Annotated in this window: 14 protein-coding genes; 8 read left to right on the forward strand and 6 right to left on the reverse strand. The window is 66.8% G+C overall.

What is annotated here, in order from left to right; translation table 11 throughout:
* Nucleotides 1-59: 59 nt before the first annotated feature.
* The 5 genes from ASD73_RS14615 to ASD73_RS14635 all read left to right on the forward strand — a co-directional run bounded on the left by ASD73_RS14615 (nucleotide 60) and on the right by ASD73_RS14635 (nucleotide 6,236).
* A complete protein-coding gene (locus ASD73_RS14615; RefSeq protein WP_082521559.1) occupies nucleotides 60-962 on the forward strand; it encodes a helix-turn-helix domain-containing protein in 903 nt (300 codons plus the stop codon).
* A gap of 144 nt (nucleotides 963-1,106) precedes the next feature.
* Nucleotides 1,107-2,225 (forward strand): phenylalanine--tRNA ligase subunit alpha, encoded by a 1,119-nt coding sequence (pheS, locus tag ASD73_RS14620; protein ID WP_056373705.1) that lies wholly within the window; start codon nucleotides 1,107-1,109, stop codon nucleotides 2,223-2,225.
* On the forward strand, nucleotides 2,222-4,612 hold the full coding sequence (gene pheT / locus ASD73_RS14625) for a phenylalanine--tRNA ligase subunit beta (RefSeq protein ID WP_056373105.1): 2,391 nt from the start codon (nucleotides 2,222-2,224) through the stop codon (nucleotides 4,610-4,612). The genes pheS and pheT overlap by 4 nt, the downstream gene beginning before the upstream one ends.
* Before the next feature lie 37 nt (nucleotides 4,613-4,649).
* Nucleotides 4,650-5,609 carry an alpha/beta hydrolase gene (locus ASD73_RS14630; protein WP_056373106.1) on the forward strand — a complete coding sequence of 320 codons (960 nt, stop codon included), beginning with the start codon at nucleotides 4,650-4,652 and terminating at the stop codon, nucleotides 5,607-5,609.
* A 69-nt stretch (nucleotides 5,610-5,678) separates the two neighbouring features.
* Entirely contained in the window at nucleotides 5,679-6,236 is a 558-nt protein-coding gene (locus ASD73_RS14635) for a methylated-DNA--[protein]-cysteine S-methyltransferase (RefSeq protein ID WP_056373107.1), read from the forward strand.
* Here ASD73_RS14635 and ASD73_RS14640 read toward each other — a convergent pair.
* Both ASD73_RS14640 and mutS read right to left on the reverse strand, forming a co-directional pair.
* A complete protein-coding gene (locus tag ASD73_RS14640) occupies nucleotides 6,233-8,992 on the reverse strand; it encodes a [protein-PII] uridylyltransferase (RefSeq protein ID WP_056373108.1) in 2,760 nt (919 codons plus the stop codon). The genes ASD73_RS14635 and ASD73_RS14640 overlap by 4 nt on opposite strands.
* Entirely contained in the window at nucleotides 8,989-11,652 is a 2,664-nt protein-coding gene (mutS, locus tag ASD73_RS14645; protein WP_056373109.1) for a DNA mismatch repair protein MutS, read from the reverse strand. The genes ASD73_RS14640 and mutS overlap by 4 nt, the downstream gene beginning before the upstream one ends.
* A 131-nt stretch (nucleotides 11,653-11,783) precedes the next feature.
* Here mutS and ASD73_RS14650 point away from each other — a divergent pair, with 131 nt between their 5' ends.
* Nucleotides 11,784-14,048: an NADP-dependent malic enzyme gene (locus ASD73_RS14650; RefSeq protein ID WP_056373110.1), complete on the forward strand. Its 2,265-nt coding sequence runs from the start codon at nucleotides 11,784-11,786 to the stop codon at nucleotides 14,046-14,048.
* A gap of 62 nt (nucleotides 14,049-14,110) precedes the next feature.
* On the opposite strand, the gene ASD73_RS14655 is transcribed toward ASD73_RS14650, so the two are convergent.
* Nucleotides 14,111-14,593: an outer membrane protein assembly factor BamE gene (locus tag ASD73_RS14655; protein ID WP_056373111.1), complete on the reverse strand. Its 483-nt coding sequence runs from the start codon at nucleotides 14,591-14,593 to the stop codon at nucleotides 14,111-14,113.
* 171 nt (nucleotides 14,594-14,764) lie between these two features.
* On the opposite strand from ASD73_RS14655, the gene ASD73_RS14660 reads away from it, so the two are divergent.
* Both ASD73_RS14660 and ASD73_RS14665 read left to right on the forward strand, forming a co-directional pair.
* Entirely contained in the window at nucleotides 14,765-15,295 is a 531-nt protein-coding gene (locus ASD73_RS14660; RefSeq protein ID WP_056373112.1) for a ubiquinol-cytochrome C chaperone family protein, read from the forward strand.
* A complete protein-coding gene (locus ASD73_RS14665) occupies nucleotides 15,292-15,822 on the forward strand; it encodes a YceD family protein (protein WP_056373113.1) in 531 nt (176 codons plus the stop codon). Before ASD73_RS14660 ends, ASD73_RS14665 begins: the two co-directional genes overlap by 4 nt.
* Here ASD73_RS14665 and ASD73_RS14670 read toward each other — a convergent pair.
* The 3 genes from ASD73_RS14670 to secY are packed head-to-tail and all read right to left on the reverse strand — an operon-like array spanning nucleotide 15,819 to nucleotide 18,643.
* Nucleotides 15,819-16,514, reverse strand: a complete 696-nt coding sequence (locus tag ASD73_RS14670; RefSeq protein ID WP_056373114.1) for a hypothetical protein — start codon at nucleotides 16,512-16,514, stop codon at nucleotides 15,819-15,821. The genes ASD73_RS14665 and ASD73_RS14670 overlap by 4 nt on opposite strands.
* Complete coding sequence (locus tag ASD73_RS14675) at nucleotides 16,514-17,221, reverse strand: adenylate kinase (RefSeq protein ID WP_200934947.1); 708 nt, start codon at nucleotides 17,219-17,221, stop codon at nucleotides 16,514-16,516. Before ASD73_RS14675 ends, ASD73_RS14670 begins: the two co-directional genes overlap by 1 nt.
* A 48-nt stretch (nucleotides 17,222-17,269) precedes the next feature.
* The gene (gene secY, locus ASD73_RS14680; RefSeq protein WP_056373115.1) at nucleotides 17,270-18,643 is read right to left on the reverse strand and encodes a preprotein translocase subunit SecY; all 1,374 of its coding nucleotides are present in this window, start codon (nucleotides 18,641-18,643) and stop codon (nucleotides 17,270-17,272) included.
* Between the last annotated feature and the right edge of the window lie 133 nt (nucleotides 18,644-18,776).

Below are 18,776 nucleotides of genomic sequence, written 5' to 3' on the forward strand. Positions count from 1 at the left end.
GACACGAACCGGCAACGGGACATTGTTATTCATGCGTTTTGCGCTCAAAACGGGACAGCATGCCGCAACGCGACGCATCTCCTCAACCCCCGGCCGGCGCGCGGGTTACCACGCGCTTCTTTCCCCTGTCGCCCGCTCTGCGCCCCTATGTCAGCACCATCTATCTGAGCGAGGTCGGCGTAGCCGACGGCTGCCGGGTCGAGGATTATCTGCACCCCGAATGGGCGAACCTGCGCTTCATCGAAGGCGACCGGCCGCTCGCGGCGATCGGTGACAGTCCGGTGGTCGAGACGCCACGCTTTATCGCCACCGGTCCGACGAGTACGGCGACCTATTTCGCGGCGGGCAATATGCGCGCCTGGGGCATCGGTATCCTGCCGATGGGCTGGGCCAAATTCATTCCCTTGTCCGCCGAAGATCTCGCCGACCGGATGACCGACGGCGGCGCGCACCCGGCCTTTGCCCGCTTTGCACCTCTGCTCGACGCCGTGCGGCAAGTGAATGACGTCGACGCCGCGGCGGCGCTGATCGACGCGCATGTCTGCGCCCTCCTCGCCGATGCGCCCCCCGACGATCCGGCGATCCTCGCCGCGCATCGGGCGCTGGTCGACGACGAGGTGACAAGCGTCGCCGATCTGTCGGCGAAACTGTCGCTCTCCGAACGCTCGATCGAGCGCCTGAGCCACCGCGCCTTCGGTTTTTCGCCTAAATTGCTGTTGCTGCGCCAGCGCTTCCTGCGCAGCCTCGCGCGCTTCATGCTCGACCCGTCGATGGCGTGGATCGATACGATGGATCATCATTATTACGACCAGGCGCAATTCACGCGCGACTTTCAGCGCTTCATGGGGATGAGCCCGCGCGACTATGCCGCGCGGCCCAAGCCGATATTGGGCGCCGCGGCGTTTGCCCGGGCTGCTGCTGCCGGCGCTGCGGTGCAGGGTCTGCATAAGCCCGCCGGATAGCCCCGTTTTCCGCCAAGTGACTTGACCCGCGCCGCGCGTTCGGTGCAAGCGGCAGGCGACGGACGCGCGGCTAGCCGCCCTATCCTAAGAACCAGAGAAATGCAGGCCGGCAGCGCCAGCGCCGCCGGAACAGGACGAACGACAATGAGCGACATTCAGGCCATTCAGACCCGGCTGGTGGACGAAATAGCAGCAGCGACCGACCTCGACGCAGTCGAGGCGCTGCGCGTGTCGGCGCTCGGCAAGGCGGGGACGATCACCGCGCTGCTTAAGACGCTGGGCGGCATGACCCCCGACGAGCGGCAGGCGAAAGGCCCCGAAATCCACGCACTGCGCGAAACGGTCACCGCCGCGCTCAGCGCACGCAAGGCGGCGCTCGATGCCGCGGCGCTCGATATCAAGCTCGCCGCCGAGGCGATCGACATGTCGCTGCCCGCCGACGCGGCCCCGCGCGGCAGCGTCCATCCGGTCAGCCAGGTGATGGACGAACTCGCCGAAATCTTCGCCGACATGGGTTTCGCCGTCGCGACGGGTCCCGAGATCGAGGACGACTGGCGCAATTTCACCGCGCTCAACATTCCGGAGACGCACCCCGCGCGCGCGATGCACGACACCTTCTATTTCCCCGACCAGATGCGCGGGAGCGCCGATGCCGGTCCGGGTGAAGGCGGCCGCATGCTGCTGCGCACGCACACCTCGCCGGTGCAGATCCGCACGATGATGTCGCAGGAACCGCCGATCCGGATCATCGCGCCTGGCCGCGTCTATCGCAGCGACAGCGACGCGACGCACACCCCGATGTTCCATCAGGTCGAGGGCCTCGTCATCGACCGCGGCATCCATATGGGGCATCTGAAATGGACGCTCGAAACCTTCCTCAAGGCCTATTTCGAACGCGACGACATCGTGCTGCGCCTGCGCCCCTCCTATTTCCCCTTCACCGAACCCTCGGCCGAGGTCGATGTCGGCTATAGACAGGAAAAGGGCCGCCGTATCGTCGGCGGCAATGGCGACGACGATGGCCATGCGTGGATGGAGCTGCTCGGCAGCGGCATGGTCAACCGCCGCGTCATCGCGAACTGCGGGCTCGACCCCGATGAGTGGCAGGGCTTCGCCTTCGGGGTCGGCGTCGACCGGCTCGCTATGCTGAAGTACGGCATGGATGACCTCCGCGCCTTCTTCGACGGCGACCTTCGCTGGCTGTCGCATTACGGGTTCGGCGCGCTGTCGGTCCCGACGCTGAGCGGGGGGATTTCGGCATGAAGATCACCCTCGACTGGCTGAAAGAGCATCTCGACACGAGCGCGAACGTTGATGACGTCGTCGCCACGCTCAACCGCATCGGCCATGAGGTCGAAGGCGTCGAAAACCCCGCCGAGAAGCTCGCGGGCTTTCGCGTCGCCAAGGTGCTCACCGCCGAACGCCATCCGCAGGCGGACAAGCTGCAGGTGCTGTCCGTCGACACCGGCGACGGCGGGGCTCCGCTCACCGTCGTGTGCGGCGCGCCCAATGCGCGCGCGGGCCTGATTGGCGTGCTCGGCCTGCCCGGCGCGGTCGTGCCCGCGAACGGCATGGAGCTGAAGGTCGCTGCGGTGCGCGGCGTCGAATCGAACGGCATGATGTGCTCGACGCGCGAGCTTGAGCTTGGCGACGACCATGACGGGATCATAGAACTGCCCGAGGACGCCCCGATCGGTATGCCCTTCGCCGACTACAGCGGCGCGGGCGATCCGGTGATCGACATTTCGATCACCCCGAACCGGCAGGACTGCATGGGCGTGCGCGGCATCGCGCGCGACCTCGCCGCCGCGGGGCTCGGCACGCTGAAGCCGCTCGATATCCCGACGATCGTCGGGGAGGGTGCGCCCGCGACCGAAATTCGGACCAACGATCCCGAGGGTTGCCCCGCCTTCTACGGCCGCACGATCAGCGGCGTCACCAACGGCACCGCCCCCGAATGGATGCGCCGCCGGCTGGAAGCCGTCGGCCAGCGCTCGATCTCGGCGCTCGTCGACATCAGCAATTATGTGATGTTCGACCTCGGCCGCCCGAGCCACATTTATGACCGCGCCCAGCTGACCGGCGCACTCGCCGCGCGCCGCGCGAAAGACGGCGAGACGGTCACCGCATTGAACGGCAAGGACTATATCCTCACCGGCACGATGACGGTGATCGCCGACGACAGAGGCGTCCACGATATCGCCGGCATCATGGGCGGCGAGCATAGCGGGTGCAGCGAGACGACGACCGACGTGCTGATCGAGGTCGCTTATTTCACCCCCGAACGCATCGCGCTGACCGGCCAGGCGCTCGCGCTGACCAGCGATGCGCGCAGCCGCTTCGAGCGCGGGGTCGATCCGGCGTTCCTCGACGACGCAACCGCGATCGTCACCGCGCATGTGCTCGCGATCTGCGGCGGCACGCCGTCGACTGTCACGCGCGCGGGCGCCCCGCCCGCCGAGGTGAAGACGGTCGATTACGACCCGGCGCTGTCGGCGACGCTCGGCGGCATCGCGATCGCTCCCGAGCGGCAGAAGGAAATTCTTGCCGCGCTCGGTTTTTCGGTGATCGAACAGGGCGGCCGCTGGCAGGTCGCGGTGCCGAGCTGGCGCCGCGACGTCGACGGCGCCCCCGACATCGTCGAGGAAGTCACGCGCATCACCGGCTTCGACGCCGTGGCATCGGTGCCGCTGCCACGCATCGACGGGGTCGCGAAGCCGACCGCGACCGCCGAACAGCTCACCGAACGTCGCGTCCGCCGCGCCGCGGCGGCCGCCGGGTTCGACGAGGCGGTGACCTGGTCGTTCATCAGCGAAAGCGACGCCGCACCGTTCGGCAGCGGCGGCGCGTGGAACCTCGCCAATCCGATCAGCGAAGACCTGAAAGTGATGCGCCCGTCGCTGCTCCCCGGCCTGCTCGCCGCGGCGCAGCGCAACCAGAAGCGCGGCGCGAACAGCATCCGCCTGTTCGAGATCGGCCGGCGCTATCTGTCCGACGCCGAACATCCGACACTCGCCGTGCTGATGGCGGGCGACAAAAACGCGCGCGGCTGGAAGGCGGGCAAGGCCGTGCCATTCGACGCGTTCGACGCCAAGGCGGCTGCGCTGGCATTGCTTGAAGCCGCGGGCGCGCCCGCCGACCGGCTGCAGGTGATGGAGGCGGTCACGGCCGGCAGCATCTGGCACCCCGGCCAGTCGGCGACGCTGCGGCTCGGCCCCAAGGCGGTGCTCGCCGAATTCGGCGCGCTCCATCCGCTGCTGACGCGGCATTTCGACGTCGACGGGCCGGTGATGGCGGTGCAGATCTTCCTTGACGCGATCCCCGCGAAGCGCGCGAGCGGTCCGGCGCGCGCGGCGTTCACCCCGCCCGCGCTGCAATCGGTGCGCCGCGACTTCGCCTTCCTTGCGCCGACCAGCCTGACCGCCGCCGACCTGGTGCGCGCGGTCCGCGGCGCCGACAAGACGGCGATCGTCGATGCGCGCCTCTTCGACCGTTTCGCCGGCCAGGGCGTACCCGAGGGTCAGGTGAGCCTCGCGGTCGAGGTCGAGCTGCAGCCGCTGGAGAAGAGCTTCAACGACGCCGAACTGAAGGCGATCGCCGACAAGGTGGTCGCCGCGGCGGCGAAGGTGGGGGCGGTGCTGCGCGGCTGAGCTTCGCGTCGGCGAGGGATGAAAGGGAGAGTTTGATATGGACACCCGCCACCTCGTCGACCGCGAGATCGCGCCGATCATCGACCTGTTTCCCCGGGTTGATCTCGACTCGGCACCGATCGCCCAGATTCGTGCCAAGGCGGCGGAGACCTATTCAATCCTGCCGCCACCGGTCATCGCGCCCGAGAAGCTGCTCGTGCCCTCGATCCATGGCGGGTCCGACATAACGGTTTTTCTCTACCGTCCTGCCGCAACCCGTCCGGGTTACGGCGCCATCCTGCACATCCATGGCGGCGGCATGGTGATGGGATCGGTCGAACAGATGCAGGCCGGGCCCGCCGCGCTGGCGGCCGCAGCGGGCGTTCCCGTCGCGTCGGTCGAATATCGCCTCGCCCCCGAACATCCTTTCCCGGCGCCGCAGGAAGATTGCCATTCGGCGCTGGCGTGGCTCGCAGGGCAAGCCGATGCGTTCGGATTCGACGCGAGCCGGATTATCGTCGCGGGCGAAAGCGCGGGCGGCGGGCTTGCCGCGGCGCTCGCGATCATGGCGCGCGATCTTGGCGGCCCGGCGATCGCGGGCCAGCTCCTGACCTATCCGATGCTCGATCACCGCACCGGCAGCGACGCCTGTCCGTACAAGAATCCGACGACCGGCGAATTCATCTGGACGCGCGCGAGCAACCGCTTCGGCTGGGCGGCGCTGCAGGGCGATTACACGGCCGACGACGCCCGGCGCGGCTGGTTTTCGCCGAGCCTCGCCGAGGATTTGTCCGGCCTGCCCCCGGTCTATATCGCCACCGGAAGTCTCGACCTCTTCTTCGACGAAAATCTCGACTATGCGCGCCGGCTCGTCGCGGCGGGGGTGCCCGTCGACCTGCACAGCTATGCCGGCGCGATCCATGCCTTTAATGCGATCCCCGACGCCGCGCTGTCGCAGCGTTTCAACAGCGGACTGCTCGCGGCGGCGGCGATCATGGCGGGGCCCTCGGGCGGCTGAAGGCAAGTATCTTGCGATATGGTTTTGGCGAAATATTGCCCTATATCGGACCGCAGATGAGCGACAGACATGCCCGGCCATAGCCATTATCAGCTTTTCGAAACCGGGGCCGGGGTCGCGGCCATCGGCTGGACGAGCACCGGCATTATGAGCTTTCGCCTGCCTGCGCCGAGCGCGGGCGAAGCCGAGCGCGCCATTTTGCGCCGTCTGCCCGACGCGGTGCGTACCGAGCCCCCGGCAGGAATAGCGACGGTGATCGGCGCGGCGATCCGTTATTTCGAAGGGGAACGGATCGAGTTTTTCGACGTACCGATCGATCTGGGACCGCAGCCGCCCTTCTTCGCACAAGTCTATGGCTTGGTACGCAAGCTCGGCTGGGGCGAAACGACCACCTATGGCGCCGTTGCGCGCGCGCTGGACGCGGGTCCCGAACATGCCCGCGCGGTCGGGCAGGCGATGGCGACGAATCCCGTCCCGCTGATCGTCCCCTGCCATCGCGTCTTGGCGGCGGGCGGTAAGATCGGAGGTTTCTCTGCGCCAGGCGGTTCCACGTCCAAGGCCCGGATGCTCGAGCTCGAAGGTGTGCCCGTCGCCGTCGCCCCCGCGCAGCAAGGGTTCGACTTCTAGGCCGCGACGGCGTCCTCGCTGTGGCTCGTCGCCGCTTCGAGCAGGCGTTTCTCGAGGCTCTTCACCCGCGCCGCGCTGTCGATCTTGTCGCCGATCAGGTCGGTGACATAGAAGGTATCGACCGCGCGCTCGCCATAGGTCGCGACATGCGCGCTGTGCACCGTCACCTTCGACTGGAACAGCGCATAGGCGAGCTGGTTGAGCAGCGCGGGACGGTCCTGCGCATTGACCTCGATCACGGTAAACCGATTTGAAGCCTTATTGTCGACAAAAACGTTCGGCGCGACGCGGAAGGCTTCCGCGCGCGTGCGCGGCAGCGCTCGCGCTTCGAGTTTGGGCAGCAATTTGTGGCGGTTGGCGAGCGCATCCTCGATCGCGCGCGTCAACCGGTCGATTTGTCCCGCCTCGGCAAACGGCCGGCCGAGCGGGTCCTGAACAAGGAAATTGTCGAGCGCGAGCCCGTCGCGCGTCGTGTGGATGCGCGCATCGATGATGTTCCCACCGGCGAGGTGGATGCCGCCCGCGATGCGATAGAAAAGCCCCGGATGGTCCGCCGCGAGCACCATCACCAGCGTCGCGCCGCGATCGTCGTCGGGAACCGCGGCGATATGCAGCGGTGCGTCGCCCGCCTGCCGGATATGGACCAGATTGGCGGCGATGACCTCGACCGGTTCGGCGATCCAATAGCTTTCGGGAAGGCGCTTTGCGACCTTGTCGAAGGTTCTGCGGTCGAAGCCGAACTGCGCTGCAACCGCTTCCTTCTTGCTTTCGATCCGCGCTTCGCGGCCGCGCTGCTTGTGGCCGAGGCGCAGCACTTCTTCGGCGGCATCGTAAAGCTCGGTGAGCAACTGGCGTTTCCAGCCGTTCCACACCCCCGGACCGACGGCGCGGATGTCGACGACGGTAAGCACTAACAGCAGGCGCAGGCGCTCGGGCGATTGCACGATCTGCGCGAAGTCGAGGATCGTCTTGAAATCGGCGAGGTCGCGCTTGAACGCGGTCGCCGACATCAGCAGATGATAGCGCACGAGCCACGAGACGGTTTCGGTCTCGGCCTCGTTCAGCCCGAGCCGCGGGCAGACGCGCAGTGCGAGTTCGGCGCCGAGCACGCTATGATCGCCGCCGCGCCCCTTGGCGATGTCGTGCAGCAACACCGCGACATAGACGACGCGCCGCGAATGGATCTGGTCCATGATCGCGGTCGACAGCGGATGATCATCCTTGAGCCGATTCTGCTCGATGTCAGCGAGCAGGCCGATCGCGCGGATGGTATGCTCATCGACGGTATAATGATGATACATGTCGAACTGCATCTGCGCGACGACGCGGCCGAAATCCGGCACAAATCGGCCGAACACCCCCGCCTCGTTCATCCAGCGCAGCACTGTCTCGGGATCGCGTGGGCTGGTCAGCACGTCGAGGAACAGTTCGTTCGCGCGCGCGATGCGGCGGACGCCGCGCGCATCGATCAGCTTCGCATCGTGGCGCGCCTGGCGCATCGCCTGCGGATGGATTTCGAGGCCATGCTTGTCGGCGAGCGCGAAAATTTCGACCAGCCGCACCGGGTCCTGCTGGAAGAAGTCATCACCGGGCAATGCGAGCCGGCCGCGGTCGAGCACGAAACCGTGGAGCTTGCCCGGGCGCCGCCGGATCGTAGGCAGGAAGCGCCGCCCGCGCGCCGCCATCTGATCGTCGAGATGCGCGAGGAAGGTGCCGGTGACGTCGCCGACGCTTTTGGCGTGGAGGAAATAGAGCTGCATGAAACGCTCGACCGCGCTCTTCCCCGGGCGGTCCGCGAATTTCATCCGCGCCGCGATCTCGCGCTGGAAATCGAAGGTCAGCCGGTCCTCGGCGCGCCCCGCGAGGATATGGAGGTGACAGCGCACCGCGAGGAGGAAATTTTCGGCGCGTTCGAACTGGCGAAGCTCACGCCCCGACATCAGCCCCGCATCGACCAGCTCGGGTACGGTGCGGACGCGATGGATGAACTTGCCGATCCAGAAGAGCGTGTGGAGGTCGCGCAGCCCGCCCTTCCCTTCCTTCACATTGGGTTCGACGACATAGCGCGAATCGCCCATACGCTTGTGGCGTTCGTCGCGCTCGGCAAGTTTTTCGGCGACAAATGCCCGCGCATTGCCCGCGACGACCTCGGCATCGAAGCGCGCCGACGCCTGGTCGTAAAGGGTGCGATCGCCCCAGATGAAGCGCCCTTCGAGCAGCGCGGTGCGGATCGTGAGATCCTCCTTCGCGGCGCGCACCATCTCATCGAGCGAGCGGCTCGAATGGCCGACCTTCAGCCCGAGATCCCACAAAGTATAGAGCTGCGCCTCGATCACCTGTTCGGTCCAGCTCGTCTGCTTGAACGGGGTCAAAAAGCCGATGTCGATGTCGCTGTGCGGCGCCATTTCGCCGCGGCCATAGCCGCCAACCGCGATCAGCGTGATCCGCTCGCCCGCCGAGCGATTCGCCGACGGATACAGATAGCCGGTGGTGAAATCATGGCTGAGGCGGATGATCTGGTCGATCAGGAATGCCGTTGCATTGGCGGCGACGCGCCCCGACGACGGCCGTTCGAGCAGCCGGCGCTCGATCTCGGCGCGGCCATCCTCGAGCGCGCCCTTGAGCAGGTCGACCATCACGCGGCGGCGTTTGCCGGTGTCGCTCGTTTCACCGGCGATCTCGTCGAGCCGCCCCGACAGCGCCCGGCGATCGATGATCGCGCGGCGCTGGTCGAGATTGTCGAACAGGTCGCTCATCGCTCCTCCGCCATCAGCCGCTTGAGCGTGTAGAGCGCGTCTAGCGCCTCGCGCGGGGCGAGCGCATCGGGGTCGATACCTGCCAGCGCCTCGCGCAGCGCGTCCTTCACCGCCGCCGGCGCCTCGGCAAGCGTCGCGGCGAACAGCGGCAGATCGTCGAGCCCCGCGGCAAGCCCGCCGGTCTTCTCGCGCCCCGCCTCAAGCTTGGCGAGCACCGCCTCGGCACGCTTCACCACTCCCGCGGGCACGCCCGCGAGGCGCGCGACCGCAAGGCCGTAGCTGCGGTCGGCGGGCCCCTCGGCGAGTTCGTGGAGCAGCACCAGATCGCCCTGCCACTCGCGCGCGCGGACGTGGTGGAGCGACAGCGCGTTCAGCGTTTCGGCGAGCCGGGTCAGTTCGTGATAATGCGTCGCGAAGAGGCAGCGGCACTTGTTCACCTCGTGCACGGCCTCGACCACCGACCAGGCGAGCGCGAGCCCGTCGTAAGTCGAGGTGCCGCGCCCGACCTCGTCGAGGATGACGAAGCTTTGCGGGGTCGCCTGCGCGAGAATCGCGGCGGTCTCGACCATCTCGACCATGAAGGTCGAGCGCCCGCGCGCGAGATTGTCGCTCGCGCCGACGCGGCTGAACAGCCGGTCGACGAGCCCGAGCTTTGCCGATGCCGCGGGGACGAAGCCGCCCGCCTGCGCGAGCACGACGATCAGCGCATTCTGGCGCAGGAAGGTCGATTTACCGCCCATGTTCGGGCCGGTGACGAGCCAGAGGCGGTCGCTTGTCGAGAGCGAGACATCGTTGGGGACGAAGCGTTCGCCCGACTTCGCGAGCGCCGCTTCGACTACCGGATGGCGGCCGCCGGCGACGTCGAGGCACGGGGTGTCGGCGAGGTCGGGGCGGCACCAATTGTGGCTCATCGCATGGTCGGCGAGCGCCGCGGCGACGTCGATGCGCGCGAGCACATCGCAGCTCGCGGCGATCGCCTCGCGCCGCGCGATCGCGGCGTCGGTCAGCGATTCGAGATGCGCGGCCTCGGCGGCGATCGCGTGGACGCCCGCCTGCGTCACGCGGCTCGCGGCTTCATGGAGATCGGACGAGTTGAAGCGCACCACGCCTGCGAGTGTCTGGCGATGCGTGAAGCCCGACTCGGGGGCCATCAGCGCATCGGCATGCTTCGCCGGCACCTCGACATGATAGCCAAGCACGCCATTGTGGCGGATCTTGAGCGAGGCGATGCCGGTGCGGTCGCGATAGCCCGCCTCGAGCAGCGCGATCGCCTTGCGCCCGTCGCGCGCGGTTTCGCGCAGCGCGTCGAGCGCATGGTCATAGCCTTCGGCGACATAACCGCCCTGCGCGGCGTCGACCGGCGGGGTTTCGATCAGCGCGCGGCTGAGTTCGTCGACGAGCGTGCCGTGGCCGTCGAGCCCTGGAAGCAGCCGCGCGAGCAAAGGCGGCAGGTCGGGCCGGCGCGCGAGCCGTTCGCGCAAGAGCCGCGCGCCGCCGAGCGCATCGCGCAGCTGCGCCAGATCGCGCGGCCCGCCGCGCCCCGCGACGAGGCGACCGAGCGCGCGCCCGGCGTCGGGGAGCGCGCGCAGCGCCGCACGAAGCTCGCCGCGCCATAGTGAATCGCGCGCCAAGCCATCGACGAGATCGAGCCGGTCGAGGATCGCATCCTTGTCGGTCAGCGGACTCGCGAGATCGTCGGCGAGCAGGCGCGCGCCCGCCGCGGTAACGGTGCGGTCGATGGTGCCGAGCAGGCTGCCCTCGCGTGCGCCCGCCATCGTGCGAACGAGTTCGAGGCTCTCGCGCGTCGCGGCGTCGATCGCCATCCGTCCCGACGCGAGGTGCCGTACCGGCGGCTGGAGGAAGGTCGGTCCGCCGGTGCCGACATGGTCGAGATAGGCGACGAGCGCGCCCATAGCGGCGATTTCGCCGCGCCCGAACTGGCCGAAGCCGTCGAGCGTCTGGACACCGAAGAAGGTTTCGAGGCGCTTCTGTGCGCTCGCGCTCGAAAAGTCCGCGGACGGGCGCCGAACGATCTGCCGCGCCGACGAGATCGGCAGTTCCCCGGCGCTCTCGCTGAGCAACAATTCCGACGGCGCGAGCCGCGCGAGTTCGGCGTCGACCGCTTGCGCGGGGACTGCGACGACCTCGAAGCGCCCCGTCGAAATATCGGCGGCGGCGATCGCCATCTCGCCGTCGCTGCCGATCTGCGCGAGCGCGGCAAGGCGGTTCGCGCTACGCCCTTCGAGCAGGCTTTCCTCGGTCAGCGTACCCGCGGTGACGAAACGCACGATGTCGCGCGCGACGAGCGCCTTCGACCCGCCGCGCGCCTTCGCCTCGGCGGGCGTTTCGATCTGTTCGGCGATCGCGACGCGGTGGCCGGCGCGAATCAGCCGCGCGAGATAGGATTCGGCGGCGTGCACGGGAACGCCGCACATCGCCACCGGCTGCCCGTCATGTTCGCCGCGCGAGGTCAGCGCGATGTCGAGCGTCGATGCCGCTGCCTTCGCATCGTCGAAGAACAGCTCGAAAAAATCGCCCATGCGATAGAAGAGCAGGCAGTCGCCCGCCTTGTCCTTCAGCGACCAATATTGTGCCATCATCGGCGTCGCGGCGGGCGCGGGGTTGTTCATATTAGCAGCGGAGCGGGCGGTGACAGGCATGCGACATGCTTAGGGACGGATATGGGGCAGTGGCAAGACGCGCGCGCGATTCGCGGGTTCCATTTCCGCTTGGCGACGCTAGGGAATGGGCTCGGGCGCGCATCTTGTGAATTCATTTGAGAGGATAAACGATGGATAGTGGCAGCAAGGTGCAATTTTCGGACCGCGAGGCGCTGCTGTATCACGCCTATGGCCGGCCCGGGAAAATCGAGATCGTCGCGTCGAAACCAATGGCGACGCAGCGCGACCTCAGCCTTGCCTATTCGCCCGGCGTTGCGGTTCCGGTGCTCGCGATCGCCGAGGATCCGGCGAAAGCCTATGATTATACGATCAAGGGCAATCTGGTTGCGGTGATTTCGAACGGCACCGCGATCCTCGGGCTCGGCAATTTGGGCGCGCTCGCATCGAAGCCCGTGATGGAAGGCAAGGCGGTGCTGTTCAAGCGCTTCGCCGACGTCGATTCGATCGACCTCGAAGTCGATACCGAAGACCCCCAGCGCTTCATCGAGGCGGTCGAGCTGCTAGCGCCGAGCTTCGGCGGCATCAATCTCGAAGACATTGCCGCGCCCAACTGTTTCATCATCGAAGCGGCGCTCAAAGAACGCATGAACATTCCGGTGTTCCATGACGACCAGCACGGCACCGCGATCATCACCGCCGCGGGCCTGATCAACGCCTGTTATCTCACGGGACGCGACCTTGCGACGGTGAAGGTGGTCGTCAACGGCGCCGGCGCCGCGGCAATCGCGTGCACCGCGCTGATCAAGGCGATGGGCGTGCGGCACGAAAATGTGATCATGTGCGACCGCAAGGGCACGATCTATCAGGGCCGCACCGAAAGCATGGACCAGTGGAAGTCGGCGCATGCGGTGCCGACCGAAGCGCGGAACCTGACCGAAGCGCTCGTCGGCGCCGACGTGTTCCTCGGCCTGTCGGCCGCGGGGGCGCTGAAGCCCGAGATGGTGAAGGACATGGCGCCCGCGCCGATCATCTTTGCGATGGCGAACCCCGATCCCGAAATCTCGCCGCCGGACGCCCGTGCAGCAAGACCTGACGCGATCATCGCGACGGGACGGTCGGACTATCCGAACCAGGTCAACAATGTGCTCTGCTTCCCCTTCATCTTCCGCGGCGCGCTCGACGTCCATGCGACCGCGATAAACGAGGAGATGAAGATCGCGGCTGCGTACGCGATTGCCGACCTTGCGCGCCAGCAGGTGCCCGAGGAGGTCGCCGCGGCCTATGGCGGGCGCGCATCGAGCTTCGGCCCCGAATATATCATCCCCTCGCCCTTCGATCCGCGGCTGATGGAAATCGTGCCGGCGGCGGTCGCCGAAGCGGCGATGAAGAGCGGCGTCGCGCAGCGGCCGATCGCTAATCTCGACGAATATCGCACCCAGCTGCGCGCCCGGCTCAATCCGACCACCTCGGTGCTGACGCTCGCCTATGAAGCCGCGCGCAACAATCCGAAGCGCGTCGTCTTTGCCGAAGGCGAAGAGGAAGTCGTGCTGCGCGCCGCCATCCAGTTCCGCGATGGCGGCTACGGGATCCCGGTGCTCGTCGGACGCGAGGGGCTGCACGACAAGCTGCGCGCGATGGGTGTCGCCGACGCCGAAAGCTTCGAGGTCCACAACAGCGTCAATTCACCGCACGTCCCGCAGATGGTCGACATGCTCTACGAACGGCTGCAGCGCCGCGGATATCTCCGCCGCGATGTCGAGCGCATGGTCAATCGCGATCGCAACATCTTCGGATCGCTGCTGCTCAAGATGGGTCTCGGCGATGCGATGATCACGGGAACGACGCGCACCTACTCGCAGTCGATGCGCGAAATCCGGCGCGTGATCGATCATGCCGAGGGAAAGACGCCGTTCGGCATCCACATCCTGGTCGACCAGCATCATACCATCTTCATGTCCGATACGACGGTGAACGAGCGGCCGACCGCCGAGATGCTCGCCGATATCGCCGAACGCACGGCGCAGGTCGCGCGGCGTATGGGTCACGAACCGCGCGTCGCTTTCCTGTCCTACTCGACCTTCGGCAATCCCGAGGGAAGCTGGCTCGAAAGCATCCGCGAGGCGGTGTCGATCCTCGACCAGCGGAAGCCCGGCTTTGAATATGAAGGCGAAATGGCGCCCGACGTCGCGCTGAACGAGAAGGTGATGAAGAATTATCCCTTCTGCCGCCTGTCGGGTCCCGCGAATGTGCTGATCATGCCCGGGCTGCAATCGGCGAACCTGTCGGCAAAGCTGCTACGCGAACTCGGCGGCGGGGCGGTGATCGGTCCGATGCTCGTCGGCATGGAGAAACCGGTGCAGGTCGCAACGATGGCGTCGACCGCGTCGGACCTCGTCACCCTCGCGGTGCTCGCGGCAGGCGGGATCGCGCAATAAGGAAAAAGCGGCGGTGCCCTGGGGCGCCGCCGCGTTCCTGTCCGTTGCCGGTGTCTGTGGGTTTATTGCCCCGGAGCACCCGCGCCCGGCGCGCCGACGGCGCCGATATTGCCAAAGATATCTTCGAAGAAGCTGCGATGACGGCCGAGGGTCGGCGTCTTGTCGCCTTCGGGGCTGATCTTGCTCACCAGTTCGAGGCCGGTACGATCGACCGCGGCGACGTTGCCGGCGGGGTCGAAGCGGACGCGAAGCACCTGCTGGTCGACCGGGCGCGGCTTGGCGAAGGCGAGCTGACGCGTTTCGCGCGAGACATAATAATATTCATTGTCGCTAAACTGGCCGACGAAGGTCGGGCGGCCGAGCGTCTTTTCGACCGATTCGCGGTTGTCCACGCCCGGCGTGATCGCCTCGGTCAGCAGCGGGTCGACGACATAACCCTGCCGGCCCTTCAGCTGCGCGCAGCCGCTGGTGGCGAGTGCGACGGTGAGGCCGAGCACGACGAGGCGCGCGCGCGGGGCTGGAAACGAAAGGATCGAATTCGGCATCAAATATCTCCGTTGCGCCTGTCCGCCGCTTGTCCGGGCGGTCGGCGCTGGCTCTCGCGCCTCTTAACCGCAAGCGGACAGCGCACACAAGCCGCTTGTGCCGCGGCAAAGCTTGCCACAAGCTGACCGGCGGCTCTTTTCGGGCGGCCCGAATGCGCCTAAGCAGCTGCCATGTTCTCACTTCGCAAACTCTTCAAATCCGATCCCGACCCGCGCGAGGCCCGCCGCCCGCTATGGAACGCCGTCGTCGCCGCCGCTCGCGCGCCGCACTGGTACGCCGAAGGCAGCGTTCCCGACACGCTCGACGGCCGCTTCGACATGATCAGCCTGGTGATGGCGCTCGTGCTGCACCGGATCGACGACGAACCGGCACACGGGCTCGCGGGCGTCCAGCTCACCGAATTGTTCGTGAACGACATGGACGGGCAGATGCGCCAGATCGGCTTTGGCGACATGGTCGTCGGTAAGCAGGTCGGGCGGATGATGAGCGCGCTCGGCGGACGGCTCGGCGCCTATCGTGCCGCCGATGGATCCGACGAATTGCGCGGCGCGCTCGTCCGCAACCTGTGGCGCGGCAACGAACCCGGCGAAGCGGGGCTCGCACACGTGATGACCGAGGTCGCTGTTCTACGGGCCGCGCTTGCGGCCACCCCGGTCGCCGACCTTATTGTCGCGGACCATCTCGGCGGAGCGGCGCGTTGAGCACGCCGCCCGAATTCTCGCTCGTCGTGACGCTGGCCGACGCCGCGCATGGCCGCACGCTTTCTGTCGAGGCCGATGCCGAGACGCGCGCGCGGATCGCCAAGCGGCTGGCGTTAGTTACGCTCGACCGCTTCGCCGTCACCGGCGAAGTCCGCGCGATCGCCGGCGGCATTGGCGCAAAGGGCGAGGTGCAAGCCAAGGTGGTGCAGGCTTGCGCCGCGACCGACCTCGCCGTTCCCGCGACGATCGTCGAACCGTTCGACCTCCGATTCCTGCGCGATGTCGACGCGCCCGTTGGCGAGGATGAAGAGATCGAGATCGGCAGCGAGGATCTGGACCTGTTGCCGCTCGAAGGCGACCGGGCAGACCTCGGCGAAGCCGCGGTGCAGACGCTCTCGCTCGCGCTCGATCCTTTCCCGCGCCACCCCGACGCCGACCGCATCCTCGCCGAAAAAGGTGTGCTCAGCGAGGAGGCGGCCGGACCTTTTGCAGCGCTCGCGAAGCTGCGCGGAAAGCCCGACGCCTAGCGGCTTTCGTCGGGGGCGGGCTTCGGTTCCACCTCGACCAGATCGGCGACCGCGGCGTCGAGTCCCGGCTCTTCCTTCGCAGGCAGTGTTTCGGCCTTCGGCTTCTCCGCCTCTTGGCTCGCGGCCTTTTCATCACGCGTTGGGGGGAGCGCGCCGCCCAGCGCATTGGCGAGGCCGAGCAGTTGCTCGCCGATCACCTTGTCGACCGCAGGCGCGATATCGGCGATCTTGAAGCGCATATAGCCGCCGACGACATAGTCGAAACGCAGCGCGCTGCCCGTCGGGGTTTGCTTGATCTGGATCGTCAGCGTGCCGGTCAGCGCCTCGCCCTGCAGCGGCCCGAACGCGCCCGAGAGGCGCAGCATCTGGTTCGGTTTCGAAAAAAGGATGCGCGCGTGCTGGACGCTGCCGACGCCCGCCCCGGTGTCGGGCAATTTTTCGCAGAAACAGCCGCCCGCCTGCTGATCGAGCCAGAAGTTCGCGGCGTCGCCGGACCAGCTATGATCCTTCGACCACCAGCTTTGCGGCATACGGAGCATTTTCCACACATCGGCGGGGGTCGCGGCGACCTGCGCCGTATGCGCGATGGTAAAGCCGGCCTCGCTCTGGTCAACGACCTTGGCATTTGCAGACGGCACAAAAACGAGCGCCGCCATCATCGCCGCACCTACGAAATATCTGGAAATTGCCATCAGCCTGTCCCCCTTGGCGCCTCAATAACCGGCGCCGGGTGGACTGACTGGCCGGCAGTCGCGAGGATCGTTTCGATCGCGTCGTTGACCTCGTCGATCGGCGCCATGCCATCGACGTGGGTGACGATGCCGCGCGCTTCGTAGATCGGCAGGATCGGCGCGGTCTTGGCGCGATATTCGGCCATGCGCGTGCGCACCGTTTCCTCATTATCGTCGGGACGGCGCTTGAACTCATGGCTGCCGCAAACGTCGCAGGTGTCTTCGACCTTCGGCAGCTTGTAGCGATCGTGGTAGCCCGCACCGCACTTGGCGCAGCTGAAGCGGCCGGTGATGCGGTCGACGAGCGCGTCTTCCTCGACCTGCAGCTCGATCACATGGTCGAGCTTGCGGCCGCGCGCCGACAGGATGCCGTCGAGCGCCTGGGCCTGCGCCGCAGTGCGCGGATAGCCGTCGAAGATTACCGAGACGTCGCTGCCGAGCTGGTCGAGCCGTTCGCCGATCAGGCCCGAGACGATTTCGTCCGAGACGAGTTCGCCCGCATCCATCACGGCTTTCGCCTGCACGCCGATCGGCGTTCCCGCCTTGACCGCGGCACGGAGCATGTCGCCGGTCGAGAGCTGGACCATGCCATGCTCGTCTTCCAGGCGCACCGCCTGCGTTCCCTTGCCCGCCCCCGGCGGACCCAGCAAAATGATATTCAGCGTCATGGGGACCCCTGTTTGCCCTACCGTGTCGCAGTTGGCGTAGCGGGCGCTTTAGCGCCGCGCAACGCCCCCCTTCAATTTGGCCTTCTTGATGAGGTCGCCATATTGATGCGCGAGCATGTGGCTCTGGATCTGGCTGATCGTGTCGATCGTCACGTTCACGATGATCAGCAGGCTGGTGCCGCCGAGCTGGAACGGCAGACCCGACCCGGCGATGAAATATTCGGGGATCAGACAGATCGCCGCCAGATAGGCCGCACCGAGCACGGTGATGCGCGTCAGCACATGGTCGAGATAGGCGGCGGTGTTCTTGCCTGGGCGGATGCCGGGGATGAAGCCGTTCTGGCGCTTCAGATTGTCGGCGGTTTCTTCGGGATTGAAGACGACCGCGACGTAGAAGAAGCAGAAGAAGATGATGCCCGCGGCATAGAGCGCCATGTAGAGCGGCTGGCCATGCGCGAGATACTGGTTGAGCGTGATCAGGAAATCGCCGGTCGCGGTGTCGCCCTGAACGTTCTGGCCCATCATCTGGGTGACCGTCAGCGGCATCAGCAGCAGCGACGAGGCGAAGATGGGCGGGATCACGCCCGCGGTGTTGACCTTGAGCGGCAGGTGGCTGCGGTCGGCCTGCATCCCGCCGCGCTGCGTGGCGCGCTTCGGGTACTGAACGAGGACGCGGCGCTGCGCGCGCTCCATGAAGCTGATGAAGGCAATGATGACGATCGCGCCGCCGACGACCGCGAGGATCGTGCCGCCGCCCATCGAGCCTTCGCGCACCTGCGTGAACATCTGCGCAAAGCTGCGCGGCAGCTGAGCAAGGATGCCCGCCATGATGATCAGCGAGACGCCGTTGCCGATACCACGGCTGGTGATCTGTTCGCCGAGCCACATCAGGAAGAGCGTACCGCCGACGATGCTGATGACCGCGCCGATGCGGAACATCATGCCGGGGTCGACGACCGCGGCGATTCCTTGGCTCGCGCCGAGCGATTCAAGCCCGACGGCGATGAAATAGCCCTGGATCGCGGTCAGCCCGACGGTGCCGTAGCGGGTATATTGGTTGAGCTTCTTGCGCCCGCTTTCGCCCTCTTTCTTGAGCGCGGCGAGGCTAGGCGACAGCGCGGACGCCAGCTGCACGACGATCGACGCCGTGATATAAGGCATGACGCCGAGCGCGATGATGCTCATGCGCTCCAGGCTGCCGCCCGAGAAGGTGTTGAAGATGTCGAGGACGCCGCCCGAAGCGGCCTGGCTGTAGAGCGACGCCAGCGCAACGGGGTCGACCCCCGGCAGCGGCACGAACGACAGGAAACGGAAAACGATCAGCGCGCCGATCGTGAACCAGATACGGTTCTTGAGTTCGGTCGCCTGACCAAACTTCGAAAAGTTCAGGTTGGATGCAAGCTGGTCGGCGCGAGAGGCCATGGTGATCTTTCCTCGAGTGGCGGACCGCGCCCCCGCGACCCGGCGCCTATGTGCGTTCGCCAGTCACGAAGCGCAAGGGCAAAGGCCCGAATTCAGATGCGTCGGGGGCGGATCGACCTATCGCCGCCCCGCC

This window comes from Sphingopyxis sp. Root154 (assembly GCF_001427105.1).
GTDB lineage: Bacteria > Pseudomonadota > Alphaproteobacteria > Sphingomonadales > Sphingomonadaceae > Sphingopyxis.

What these genes read in the sequence shown, in the direction of transcription:
- ASD73_RS14655 (WP_056373111.1), bottom strand. Translation starts at nt 14,593, where the DNA reads ATGCCGAATTCGATCCTTTCGTTTCCAGCCCCGCGCGCGCGCCTCGTC.
- ASD73_RS14675 (WP_200934947.1), bottom strand. Translation starts at nt 17,221, where the DNA reads ATGACGCTGAATATCATTTTGCTGGGTCCGCCGGGGGCGGGCAAGGGA.
- pheT (WP_056373105.1), top strand. Translation starts at nt 2,222, where the DNA reads ATGAAGATCACCCTCGACTGGCTGAAAGAGCATCTCGACACGAGCGCG.
- ASD73_RS14640 (WP_056373108.1), bottom strand. Translation starts at nt 8,992, where the DNA reads ATGAGCGACCTGTTCGACAATCTCGACCAGCGCCGCGCGATCATCGAT.
- secY (WP_056373115.1), bottom strand. Translation starts at nt 18,643, where the DNA reads ATGGCCTCTCGCGCCGACCAGCTTGCATCCAACCTGAACTTTTCGAAG.
- ASD73_RS14635 (WP_056373107.1), top strand. Translation starts at nt 5,679, where the DNA reads ATGCCCGGCCATAGCCATTATCAGCTTTTCGAAACCGGGGCCGGGGTC.
- ASD73_RS14660 (WP_056373112.1), top strand. Translation starts at nt 14,765, where the DNA reads ATGTTCTCACTTCGCAAACTCTTCAAATCCGATCCCGACCCGCGCGAG.
- ASD73_RS14670 (WP_056373114.1), bottom strand. Translation starts at nt 16,514, where the DNA reads ATGGCAATTTCCAGATATTTCGTAGGTGCGGCGATGATGGCGGCGCTC.
- ASD73_RS14615 (WP_082521559.1), top strand. Translation starts at nt 60, where the DNA reads ATGCCGCAACGCGACGCATCTCCTCAACCCCCGGCCGGCGCGCGGGTT.
- ASD73_RS14630 (WP_056373106.1), top strand. Translation starts at nt 4,650, where the DNA reads ATGGACACCCGCCACCTCGTCGACCGCGAGATCGCGCCGATCATCGAC.
- mutS (WP_056373109.1), bottom strand. Translation starts at nt 11,652, where the DNA reads ATGCCTGTCACCGCCCGCTCCGCTGCTAATATGAACAACCCCGCGCCC.
- ASD73_RS14650 (WP_056373110.1), top strand. Translation starts at nt 11,784, where the DNA reads ATGGATAGTGGCAGCAAGGTGCAATTTTCGGACCGCGAGGCGCTGCTG.
- pheS (WP_056373705.1), top strand. Translation starts at nt 1,107, where the DNA reads ATGAGCGACATTCAGGCCATTCAGACCCGGCTGGTGGACGAAATAGCA.